This is a genomic window from Acinetobacter sp. 1207_04, from assembly GCF_052850415.1.
In genome coordinates this window covers 1-11,838 of record NZ_VXCQ01000010.1, presented here as the reverse complement: position 1 = coordinate 11,838, position 11,838 = coordinate 1, and the positions used below count along the sequence as shown (strand labels likewise).

Here is an 11,838-nt window from a genome sequence, read left to right as displayed (position 1 = left end):
TGAAAATTTATAGAGAGATGTCATGAGCCTTTATGCTACCCAGGACGAGAAAAAACAAGCTGCAGCCCAAGCCGCTTTAAAACACTTACCAAAAGGGGGGATTTTAGGCGTAGGTACAGGCAGTACTGTGAATTTCCTCATTGAGCTTTTGCCTGAATTACAACTTGAAGCAGCCGTTGCGAGTTCTGAAGCAACAGCACAACGCTTGAAAAAACTAGGTATTGAAGTAGTCGATATGAACCATGTTGGCGGTTTAGATGCTTATGTGGATGGTGCAGATGAAATTGATCGTCATATGCATATGATCAAGGGTGGTGGTGCTGCATTGACGCGTGAAAAAATTGTAGCTTCTATTGCGAAAAAATTTGTATGTATCGTAGATGATTCAAAATGGGTCAATCAGTTGGGTCGTGATTTCCCGCTCCCAGTTGAAGTTATTCCAATGGCACGTTCTGCTGTTGCACGTAAAATCGTTTCTCTAGGTGGTGATCCTGTTTACCGTGAAGGTGTTGTGACAGATAATGGTAATGTGATTTTAGATGTCTTTAATTTAAATATTTTAAATGCATTAGAGTTAGAAAAAACACTGAATAACATTCCAGGTGTTGTATGTAATGGTATTTTTGCAATCAATAAAGCAGATATTGCCGTTGTTGCGACCGATAATGGTATTGAAGAGCGCACAGCGGTTTAATTTATTGATTCAATAATATTTTTGAAAATTTAAATGAATATTTATCTTCATTTAAATTCGTATTGTAAGTTCCTTCTCCCTTGAGAGAAAGCTAGGATGAGGGGGTAAAAGAAAACCTTTCTTTAGCCCTCTCCTAAAAGGAGGGGGAACTCTAAATCTGATTATAAATCTATAGAATAAAATGACCCCAAACTTACCCGAAATTCAAATTAGCCATCATGCACGAGCGACTCGTTTACGCTTATGTGTTGAACCCACTCAAATTCGTTTAACTGTACCGAAATTTTGTACAAAACGACAGATTAATGATTTTTTACAACAGTCTGAACAGTGGATGATTGAAACATGGCAGAAACAACAAGAAAAATCAGGGCAAGTCGATAAAGTATTACCAACAGAATTAAAGCTTTTTAATTTAGAACAGCCTTTAAAAGTCAATTATCAAACACAAAAAAAATCTTATATTCTTAATGAGAAAGATCATCAATTATTAATCAGTGATCGTGAGCCTGCACTTTATTTAAAAGCCTTTGTGATTGCTTATGCCAAGCATTATTTACCCATCTATTTACAGCAAGTCAGTACGGAAAGTGGTTTAAAATTTGCTGAATGTGCTATTCGACAGCCTAAGACTCGTTGGGGCAGTTGTACATCTAAACATGATATTATGCTCAATAGTGCGTTGGTTTTGTGTGATGTCGCAATGGCACGTTATGTCTGTGTGCATGAGTTAGCACATACACAGTATTTTGATCATAGTTCTGTGTTTTGGGCAGAAGTTGAAAAGCATGATGCAAATTATAAACATCATCGGAAAATTTTAAAAAGTAGTGTAATGCCATGGTGGTGGGCATAAGAGAGTATGTGAACTTTTAATTTAAGTTAAAATGAGAAAGTGAAAATCTGTAAAACCATAAGATATAACGGTCATATCTAAATAAAATATCGGTTTTTAAATTTCTTATTGATAGGGTTGGATTTATAAGTGAAATGGAATGCGTTAGTCCCTGAATTAATCGTAACTGATCTAGAAAAAAGTTATTATTTTTGGGTGAATATTCTTGGATTTTCGGTAAAGTATCAACGGACTGAAGATAAATTCATGTATTTAGAACTCAATGGTGTGCAGTTCATGTTAGAAGAGCTTCAGGACGATCAATGGGTAACAGGAGAATTGAATTATCCATTGGGCAGAGGGATAAATTTTCAATTAGAAGTTAAACAACTTGATGATATTTTAAATCGCTTACACAAAGCTCAGTGGTCAATATTTTCAGGATTGGAGGAGCGTTGGTATCGTGCGGGAAATGTAGAGCATGGGCAAAAACAATTTTTAGTTCAAGATCCTGACGGTTATTTATTGAGAATTATTGCAGTCATTGGAGATAGAGCAATATTTTAAAATTAAATCTTTATATGTACGAGTTTTAATTACTCTAAGTTTTGATAGTTTATTGTAAAATATTGATAAATTTTTATGACGTTCAAATAAGAGATGGAATTTATTAATTTAGGCATGATTTAACCATTCCTGAATTAATTTCACTACTTCGTTAGGTTGTTTAATCCAAACAGCATGCTGATTACCTTTGAGTTCTCGGGTTAAATCTAAAGTTTCAATTTGAGGATGTTTAAAATAACAACTTAAACCGAGCATTGAACGCATTGGGGCAAAATCATCACCCAGTAAAGAGATAAATAAAGCATCATTTTTAACAATATTTTCAAGTCCAATGATGTGCCTGTAATGACCTGTAAAAACCACTTTTGACCAATCTCGCATGAGTGACTTTGTTTCACGGTTTCCAAAAGAAATTTTATAACCTGCAAAATAACCATCTTTTAAAATCATGGTATTAATCACAGTCACCGCTTTTAAAATATTAAACTTGCCTTTTAAGTCCCAATTTTTGAAACCAATATTTCCAGTTGCTATACCAATCACTTTATTATCATGATTCTGTGTGTATAAAGTTGCTAAATGTCCACCTAAACTATGACCGAATAGGATTGGTTTTTGGCGTGTTGTTTCTAAAGCAATTTTTTCAAGTTGAGGGATGAAATTATTTAATAAATTGGCATAACCAAAATCAATATCGGCAGATACAAGAGGTAAATTTCTTCCACAGTTGGGATAATCTGCAACCACGACATTTAAATCATTTTGATAAAGTGTGGAAATTAACTTTTCATATTTACTCATTGCGATACCTAGTGCAGGAAGTAAAATAATCGTATGTTTATTCTCTGAATGTGAGTGAACATCTACCAGAATTGGATATTGATTAAAATGAATTGTCTTGTGGGTAAGTGCCATATTTTTCATTATTTACTCCTGAAAAATGTTCATTTCAATCATCATCGATAGTCCTAATTTATTCATTAGGGCTGTCCGAGATTGAGGATTTCTTTTGGCTTCGGTCTTTAATCGTTGTTTGAATTGAGTATTAAATTGATAACGTGGATATAAACCTAAAACGTCCTCTCTAAACGTGCTGGAAAATAAAGCCAAGTCTGTTCCAATCACGTCACACGAAGTTGCTTTTTGTAGTAATAAAACTTCTTTCGATATACTTTGATTATTCTCATTCAAATAGCCATTCATATGTAGGCAAATAGCATTGGAAATATTCTCCGTTTTTTCTCGAGGATAATGGTGCTTTACACATAAGATTTCAGATCGTAACGAACTTTCAAAAGTAAAGCATTGGCAAGTGTAGTGTGTAAGGTGGTCAACCAAACCTAAGTCGTGCATTAAACTGGAAATCAGTAAACTTTCTTCATCAAATTGCCATTGTTTATTTTGAGCGATAGCAACACCCCAAATATAACTACGCCATGAATGATTGATTATGGCTTGATTACCAGTATTTTCTAATTCGGCAATAGCTTCTTTAACAATGGGTGTATCAGGAATTTGAATATCAGCGAGTTGAAACGTATTTTTAGTGGATGGCTTTTCAATAAATGTTTTAGTGTAATTTAACGTCGCAGGCACTAAAACCTGTTTAATTAGTTGGATTTTTTCTTTAAAACTTAATGTTCCATGACTTATATTCATCCATTCCCGAGATCCAATCATCTATTTATTATCCTGACTAATAAAATTAGAGTAATTACTCTAATTTATAGTGTGTAGATATTTTGTCAATAAGAAGTTTAGTCTTGGAATTCTATAAAATGGCAATCATATAAGTTAAAAATGAACAAAAAAGATTGAATTCATCAAAACTGTTTAGAAAAATACAACTTCCTGTCATACTACATAGTTGAAAAATGGATACTTTGCATTAGAGGTTAAAATCGTGATTTCAGTTGGTATTGTTGGCGGAACGGGTTATACAGGCGTTGAATTGTTGCGTCTATTACTACGACATCCAAATGTACAGGTAACTGTACTGACATCACGTACTGAAGACGGTCGCCGTGTTGATGATATGTTCCCTAACTTGCGTGGACATACAGACCTCAAATATTCAGATCTAAATATCGATGAACTAAAAAAATGTGATGTTGTATTCTTTGCAACCCCACATGGTGTGGCGATGAAACATGCAGAAGAGCTTTTGGCTGCAAATACTAAAGTGATCGATTTAGCTGCAGATTTCCGTTTACAAGATTTAGAACAGTTTGAAAAATGGTATGGCATGCAACATGCTTGCCCAAATATTTTAAAAGATTCAGCTTATGGTTTGTCTGAGCTGAATCGTGAAAAAATTAAAAATGCTAAAGTGATTGGTAATCCAGGTTGCTATCCAACCACTGTGCAATTGGGTCTTGCGCCATTATTTAAACACGTTGAAACATTGGTTAAACCAGAAAGCATTATTATTGATGCAAAATCAGGTGTTTCAGGTGCAGGGCGTAAAGCAAGTTTGGGTATGATCTATTCTGAAAATGCAGATAATTTTAAAGCCTATGGTGTGGCAGGACATCGCCATCATCCTGAAATTGTGGAAGCTTTAGAAAATATTTCAGGTTTAAAAAATGTATTTGATCATATTTTATTTGTGCCGCATTTAGTGCCGATGATACGTGGTATGTTAAGTACAATTTATATCGATTTGACTGATGCAGGCGAAGCAGCAGATTTACAAAGTTTGTATGAGCAATTCTATGCCAATGAAACTTTTGTAGATGTGATGCCAGCAGGTAGTTCACCTGAAACACGTTCGGTACGTGGTGCAAATCAGTTACGTATTGCATTGCATAAACCGCAACCTAAACGCTTAGTGATATTGTCAGTACAAGATAACCTTGTGAAAGGTGCGGCAGGTCAAGCTGTGCAAAATATGAATTTAATGTTTGGTTTTGCGGAAGATGCTGGTTTGCAAGGCATCGGATTATTACCATAAAAAACGCTTTAAAACTTCACACACATTTAACTTTAGCGTTAAATGTGTGTTTTGACGCTATCAATATTCAGAGATGACGATGCAGAACACAGAAACCAAAACAACGTCGCAACCTAAAAAATCATTTATGAAAGGTAATATGCCGATCATGATCGGCGGCGTTGTATTATGTGCAGGCAGTATCCTACTTGGCTACACAGTTGGACATCGCCAAGGTTTATCGGTTGTTGGTTTTGATGCAGACGCAGAACAGTTGGTTGAAGTGGTCAAGCAACAGAAAATTACACTCGATACATTAAACAAGAATCTCAATTTGGCTGTGCAAGAACGTGATGTTGCTGTAGACAGTTCAAATGATCTTGTAAAAGCTTTAGAGCTCAGTAAATCTGAAAAAACGCAGGTCGATGGTATGAGCGGGATTTACCGTGAAGTACTACGTCAGCGTGGTGGTGTAAGTTTGACTGTACAAAATTTGGCAGTTAAAGCATTACCTGAAAATGCTTTTGAATATCAACTTGATTTGATGCAAGTCAGCCCATCACGTCGCCGTACATCAGGAAACGCTGAAATACGCCTAATTAATGGGACTGAAGTTCTTGTTGTTCCAATGGAAGTTAGTAACTTTAATTTTGAAAATTTTGAACGCCTAACAGGGCGTTGGACAATGCCCAAAGGTTTTGCGCCACAATATATTGAAGTTCGTTTAAATGGTGCAACACCTGCAATTAAGCGTTTTAGTTGGCAAAAAGGGAATGCTGTAGATTCATCTGCGGCATTTGCAGCAGAAGTTCCGCAAGCGGAAGCGAATGTTCAATAAGTTTATGAAAATAAAATATATGCATAGTTCTAAATCTCAACCCAACTTACATGATGTCAAAATATCATTCCAACAAACAGGTTTGATTGATTGGCATCTTAGCCCTCGTATGGCTGAAAACCCGATAGAACATGAGGGTGATGGTGATTTAGCCGTGCAAACTGCACCACCTGAATTAAAACGTCCACCTTTGTATGCTGTTGTTTTAATGAATGATGATTACACTCCCATGGACTTTGTAATCGAAGTTTTACAACAATACTTCGCATTGAATCTTGACCAAGCGACCGAAGTAATGCTAACAGTACATTATGAAGGAAAAGGTATTGCAGCGATCTACCCGCGAGACATCGCAGAGACGAAGGCAAACCAAGTAAACAACTATGCTCGATCACAAGGACATCCTTTACTCTGTCAGATCGAGCCACAATAATAAGGGGGTCTTATGCTCAGTCGCCAATTAGAAGTTTCTTTACGTTTGGCTGTTAGTATGGCTCGTCAAAAGAGACATGAGTTTTTAACAGTTGAACATTTATTACTTGCTTTACTCGACAATGACGCAGCAGTTAATGCTTTAAAAGCATGTGGCGCAGATATTGTTACTTTACGCAAAGAACTAGAAGAATATGTAGATCAACATACGCCAAAGCTTGGTGAAAATAGCGACCAAGCACCACATCCGACTGAAAGTTTTGACCGTATTTTACAGCGTGCTATTTTTCATGTTCAATCGAGCGGTGGTGATCGTACAGTAGAAGGTGCAGATGTATTGGTTGCAATGTATTCTGAACGTGATTCATTTGCAGTGTATCTACTTAAACGCCATCAAATTAACCGTTTAACATTGACACAATACTTGTCACATGGTGGACGTAAAGAAGAAATTCAGGTTGAAGAAGAATCTGAGGAGCTTGACGGTGAATCAACGTCTTCTGCCAATGCAGGACCACTTGAGCTGTATACCTTAAATTTAAATGTCGAAGCGCAAAAAGGTAAAACCGATCCACTTATTGGTCGTGAAAAAGAAATTGAGCGTGCAGCACAAATTTTGTGCCGTCGCCGTAAAAACAATCCCTTGCTTGTTGGTGATCCTGGTGTGGGCAAAACCTCAATTGCTGAAGGTTTGGCATGGTTAATCGTCAATGGTAAAGCACCGAAACCACTCGCGAATGCTGAAGTATTTAGCTTAGATATTGGCGCTTTAGTTGCAGGGACAAAATATCGTGGTGATTTTGAAAAGCGCTTAAAACAATTGTTGAATGCATTAAAGAAAAAACCTGAAGCAATTTTATTTATTGATGAAATTCACATGATTATTGGTGCGGGCTCAAGTATGGGCAGTACCATGGATGCATCGAATTTGATTAAGCCTGCTTTGGCAAATGGAACTTTGCGCTGTATTGGTTCAACCACATTTCAAGAGTATCGCCAAGTCTTTGAAAAAGATCACGCATTGTCACGTCGCTTCCAAAAAGTGGATGTCAATGAGCCATCTATTTCAGAAACAGTAGATATTTTACGTGGTTTAAAATCACGATTTGAAGAATTTCATCACGTGCAATATGAAGACAGTGCGTTGGTTTCTGCGGTTGAGTTGTCATCTAAGTTTATCAATGATCGTTTCTTGCCAGACAAAGCAATTGATGTGATTGATGAAGCTGGTGCACAGCGTCGTTTAAAAGCAGAGCAAGATAATACGGTCATTACAGTAGAAAATATTGAAGACATTATTTCTAAAATTGCACGTATTCCATCTAAAACAGTGTCGAAAGATGATAAGTCGGTACTTGAATATCTTGAGCGTGATTTAAAACGTGTAGTTTTTGGGCAAGATGAAGCCATTACTGCATTGGCATCTGCAATTAAGCTATCTCGTGCGGGATTGAAAGCACCAGATAAGCCAGTGGGTAGTTTTGTGTTTGCAGGGCCTACAGGTGTTGGTAAAACTGAAGTTACGAAGCAATTGGCGAAAATTTTAGGTGTGGAGCTTGTACGTTTCGATATGTCAGAGTACATGGAGCGTCATGCTGTTTCTCGCTTAATTGGTGCGCCTCCAGGTTATGTTGGTTATGATCAAGGTGGTTTGTTGACTGATGCAATCCATAAAAATCCACACTGTGTTTTGTTACTTGATGAAATTGAGAAAGCGCATCCAGATGTGTTTAATCTATTGCTTCAAGTCATGGATCATGGCGCGTTAACTGATAACAATGGTCGTAAATCGGATTTCCGTAACGTGATTATTGTTCTAACGACCAATATTGGTGCAGAAAGTATATCGCGTACAAGTATTGGCTTTACTGAGCAAGACAACAGTAATGATAATCAAGAAGCAATGAAACGTGCCTTTGCACCAGAGTTCCGTAACCGTTTAGATGGCGTGATTCAATTTAAGTCATTGCCAACGACTGTTATTGATTCTGTAGTTGATAAATTCTTGACTGAACTTCAAGCACAACTTGATGAGAAAAGAGTGGTTCTTGAGGTTGATCAGTCTGCTCGTGATTGGATGGCTGAGCATGGTTATGACCCATTGATGGGAGCACGACCAATGCAACGCTTGATTCAAGAACACTTGAAAAAGCCACTTGCTGAAATGATCTTATTTGGTGAATTGGCTGATCATGGCGGTAATGTTGCGGTTACTGCTAAGAAAGAAGATGGTAAAGTGGTTGGCTTGAATCTTGAAGTATTTGAAGATGAAACGGCTGAACCTGCTTAGAGTTATTTAAAAAGAACAAAAAACCCGTGTTGATCGCGGGTTTTTTGTTGTGAGATTTATATATGAATTTTGGAAGAGTGGCGTAATTGATGGATATACAGATCACCAAAGTAATAACGACATTTTTTTTATTCTTTGTAACAGCCATTGCAGAAATTTTAGGATGTTATTTTCCATATTTGATTTTAAATCAAGGAAAAAGCCAGTGGCTATGGATTCCTACTGTTTTGAGTTTGGCAGTTTTTGTTTGGCTTTTAACTCTGCACCCTACGGCATCGGGGCGTATTTATGCAGCCTATGGTGGAATTTATATTTTTACGGCTTTAATGTGGTTGCGTTTTGTTGATCAAGTGAGTCTGAGTCGTTGGGATTTATTGGGTGGGGCTGTGGTTTTGATTGGAGCTGCAATGATTATTTTGCAACCCCAAGGTTTAATTCGTTAATGTGAAATCAAATTTAGAAAGTACATTGCGTATTTTTAAGATTGATTTGATAGCTTTTTTTCTGTGATGTGAGTGTTATATTGGCAGCATATGGATTTTTACGCTGAAACTCATGATTGAAAATGGAAGAGCAGTTATCAAGTAAACCTTCGGTAAGTAATTGTTTGGTTTTTTCTTGTCCAGTAGATTGCAAATTGTGCAAAATCTTCAGATGTAATAAGCCCTTGAATTTCAATGTGATCAGTATGGAGTTGCATTTTTTCAATAATCGTATTTTGATCGACCTGAATAGGGAGAACGCGAGAGTCTTCGTCATTCAGTGCGCTTAAAACATCCTTTAAGTATTGTTTGTTGATAATTTTATATTGAGCATCGATTATATTTTTTTGTTGTAAATATTCATCGACTTCTGATGCAAAAGATGATGTGGTAAGTGAGCTGATTGAAAATATAGAAATGGCTAGAATTGTTTTAAATTTCATAAAAATAATACACATATTAAAATTAAGAGTATGTTTTGATTATAAATAGTATTTTTGACTTTATGGGAATATATTTGTATATAAAAATTTTATTTATTTTATGAAATATTTGGGGGAAATATTATGAAGATACTAATATTTTTGGGTGATGAGAGAATGATAAAAAATATCCATTATATTGATTATCAATAATAATTTTTAAGAGTACTGATCTGTAGGTCGGCTCGGAATTTGATCGATATTATGATTAAACTTAGTAAAATTATAGATTGTATTTTTAGCTTTGGTCATGATATTTAGTTATTAAAAAGGCCTTGATTAACAAAGCCTTTTTAATAACTGATTAAAAAATATTAATATTTTTTGAGATTTTCATTGATTAAAAATTCAACCAATGCTTTTTGAGCATGTAAACGGTTTTCAGCTTCATCCCAAACGACTGAGTTTTTATGATCAAGTAAACTCATTGAAATTTCTTCACCACGATGTGCAGGTAAGCAGTGCATAAATAAACAATCTGCATGTGCTAAATCCATTAATTTTTCATTCACTTGATAATCAGCAAATGCTTTTTCGCGAATTTTTTGCTCTTCTTCTTGCCCCATGCTTGCCCAAACGTCAGTCACGATTAAATCAGCATTTACGGCAGCATCTTCTGCTGAATCAACCAATTCTACACAGTGTGCAAATTCAGATAGAAATTCAGGTTTTGGTTCATAGCCTTTTGGTGATGCAATTTTAAGATTGAAGCCCCACATGTGTGCTGCTTCAATATATGAATTACACATATTGTTGCCATCGCCAATCCAAGCCACTGTTTTGCCTTCAATTGAGCCACGGTGTTCAACAAAAGTTTGTACATCTGCAAGGAGTTGGCAAGGGTGATGATCATCAGTTAATGCATTGATGACAGGGACGCTTGAGTATTCTGCAAAACGTTCAACAATATCATGACCAAAAGTACGAATCATCACGACATCAAGCATGCTTGAAATGACACGAGCAGAATCTTCAATTGGCTCGCCACGCCCTAATTGAGTATCGCGCGAAGATAGAAAAATTGCGCTACCACCAAACTGAGTCATTCCTGCTTCAAATGAAACGCGGGTACGAGTGCTTGATTTTTCAAAAATCATTCCCATGACTTTGCCAACGAAAGGTTGGAACACTTCATTGTTGTGTTGTTTACGTTTTAATTCCTGCGCACGTTCAATAATGCGATTTAACTCAGCGGTAGAAAGATCACGTAAAGTTAGAAAATGTCGTAGAGTCATGGTTACTCCACAATAATTGCTCAGTCAATAAACAAATTGACTCACAATTCATTGTTGGTTGATGAGATAAAAAAGATAGGGAATGGTCTAATATACTATAAGTCAAATGAAATGCAAAAAAACTAGTGCTTTTGATGAGCATCTAGAAAGCGATCGACACAATATTGAATGTAATTGCTTATTTCTTGTTCTGTTTTTTCAATAGGGGTGTTCATGATGATATGCCATTCCAGATCACGAATAATACCAAAGTAAAGTTGTGCAGAATATTCAGGTTGCGTGCAATGAATTAACTTATTTTGATGTGCTCTGGTTAAGGCATTTTCAATAGCTTTTTGAATATGGCGAGGTCCTTGCTCCATAATATAACGAGCAAGTTCAGGACTACGTTGAGCTTGTTCAACAATAAGGCGTAAAAAGGCAGCATTTTCGGGCTGAATAAGATGTTGGTAAAAATTCTTCAGCGTTTGAATGAGATAGTGACGTAATTGATCTTGTTGGCAATCAAACTGGTTGCAAATGTCTTTAAAAAAGATTTCACATCGATAATCACAAATGGCCGTAAATAAACCATCTTTACTGCCAAAATACTTATAAATACTGGTTTTAGAACCTCCAGCATGATGAACAATATCATCAAGTGAGACTGCATCATAACCACGCTCAAGAAATAGCTGATTTGCGCTAAGTAAAAGGGCAATACGACGCTCATGACCTCTCTTTGTCTGTGGAGTGTCACAAGCTGATGCTTCAAACTGATCCGAATGCTTATTCATAAATGAGGGGTATTTAGCGTCAATAATAATTGGGTGACAGTGATTATAGCAAATTGCAATAGAAAATTCCGTTTAGAAAAGAATTGCAAAGGATGCATTTTTTTTGTACAAAGGGTCTAAAAAATGAATTGATATTCATTTTTCTTGGACTAAAGTTTTAGAGTATTTTGCCTAAAGGGTCATAGCGTTGACGAAAAACTTATGGATATACTCGAAGCTCGATAAATATAGTAATTACTGTGGAAAGGGATATGACAGAACAAACATCTGCAGGC

The 11,838-nt window shown here is 36.2% G+C and carries 13 protein-coding genes; 8 read left to right on the top strand and 5 right to left on the bottom strand.

Features of this window, described 5'->3' with window-relative positions:
* The first annotated feature begins 22 nt into the window (after positions 1-22).
* The 3 genes from rpiA (at position 23) to FW754_RS10325 (ending at position 2,096) form a co-directional block, all read left to right on the top strand.
* On the top strand, positions 23-694 hold the full coding sequence (gene rpiA / locus FW754_RS10335; protein ID WP_446324608.1) for a ribose-5-phosphate isomerase RpiA: 672 nt from the start codon (positions 23-25) through the stop codon (positions 692-694).
* 181 nt (positions 695-875) lie between these two features.
* Complete coding sequence (locus FW754_RS10330) at positions 876-1,550, top strand: YgjP family zinc-dependent metalloprotease (RefSeq protein ID WP_446324607.1); 675 nt, start codon at positions 876-878, stop codon at positions 1,548-1,550.
* Between the two features lie 129 nt (positions 1,551-1,679).
* Positions 1,680-2,096: a bleomycin resistance protein gene (locus FW754_RS10325; protein ID WP_446324606.1), complete on the top strand. Its 417-nt coding sequence runs from the start codon at positions 1,680-1,682 to the stop codon at positions 2,094-2,096.
* Between the two features lie 108 nt (positions 2,097-2,204).
* Here FW754_RS10325 and FW754_RS10320 read toward each other — a convergent pair whose 3' ends face one another.
* Together FW754_RS10320 and FW754_RS10315 are read right to left on the bottom strand one after the other, a co-directional pair.
* Complete coding sequence (locus FW754_RS10320) at positions 2,205-3,020, bottom strand: alpha/beta fold hydrolase (RefSeq protein WP_446324605.1); 816 nt, start codon at positions 3,018-3,020, stop codon at positions 2,205-2,207.
* Between the two features lie 3 nt (positions 3,021-3,023).
* On the bottom strand, positions 3,024-3,776 hold the full coding sequence (locus FW754_RS10315; RefSeq protein WP_446324604.1) for an HD domain-containing protein: 753 nt from the start codon (positions 3,774-3,776) through the stop codon (positions 3,024-3,026).
* Between the two features lie 223 nt (positions 3,777-3,999).
* Between FW754_RS10315 and argC the strand changes: the two genes are divergently transcribed.
* From argC to FW754_RS10290, 5 genes are all read left to right on the top strand, one after another.
* Complete coding sequence (gene argC / locus FW754_RS10310; protein WP_446324603.1) at positions 4,000-5,049, top strand: N-acetyl-gamma-glutamyl-phosphate reductase; 1,050 nt, start codon at positions 4,000-4,002, stop codon at positions 5,047-5,049.
* A gap of 79 nt (positions 5,050-5,128) precedes the next feature.
* Positions 5,129-5,866: a DUF6776 family protein gene (locus tag FW754_RS10305; RefSeq protein ID WP_409511476.1), complete on the top strand. Its 738-nt coding sequence runs from the start codon at positions 5,129-5,131 to the stop codon at positions 5,864-5,866.
* 19 nt (positions 5,867-5,885) lie between these two features.
* Positions 5,886-6,299 (top strand): ATP-dependent Clp protease adapter ClpS, encoded by a 414-nt coding sequence (gene clpS / locus FW754_RS10300; protein WP_419347121.1) that lies wholly within the window; start codon positions 5,886-5,888, stop codon positions 6,297-6,299.
* A 12-nt stretch (positions 6,300-6,311) separates the two neighbouring features.
* Positions 6,312-8,588 carry an ATP-dependent Clp protease ATP-binding subunit ClpA gene (clpA, locus tag FW754_RS10295; RefSeq protein WP_419347123.1) on the top strand — a complete coding sequence of 759 codons (2,277 nt, stop codon included), beginning with the start codon at positions 6,312-6,314 and terminating at the stop codon, positions 8,586-8,588.
* A gap of 89 nt (positions 8,589-8,677) precedes the next feature.
* The gene (locus tag FW754_RS10290) at positions 8,678-9,031 is read left to right on the top strand and encodes a YnfA family protein (RefSeq protein ID WP_409511473.1); all 354 of its coding nucleotides are present in this window, start codon (positions 8,678-8,680) and stop codon (positions 9,029-9,031) included.
* A 137-nt stretch (positions 9,032-9,168) separates the two neighbouring features.
* Here the strand turns inward: FW754_RS10290 and FW754_RS10285 are convergent, their stop codons facing one another.
* The 3 genes from FW754_RS10285 to FW754_RS10275 form a co-directional block, all read right to left on the bottom strand.
* The gene (locus tag FW754_RS10285; RefSeq protein ID WP_446324602.1) at positions 9,169-9,513 is read right to left on the bottom strand and encodes a hypothetical protein; all 345 of its coding nucleotides are present in this window, start codon (positions 9,511-9,513) and stop codon (positions 9,169-9,171) included.
* Positions 9,514-9,866: 353 nt separating this feature from the next.
* The gene (gene argF / locus FW754_RS10280; protein ID WP_409511471.1) at positions 9,867-10,787 is read right to left on the bottom strand and encodes an ornithine carbamoyltransferase; all 921 of its coding nucleotides are present in this window, start codon (positions 10,785-10,787) and stop codon (positions 9,867-9,869) included.
* 122 nt (positions 10,788-10,909) lie between these two features.
* Positions 10,910-11,563: a TetR/AcrR family transcriptional regulator gene (locus tag FW754_RS10275; RefSeq protein ID WP_446324601.1), complete on the bottom strand. Its 654-nt coding sequence runs from the start codon at positions 11,561-11,563 to the stop codon at positions 10,910-10,912.
* Positions 11,564-11,838: the final 275 nt, after the last annotated feature.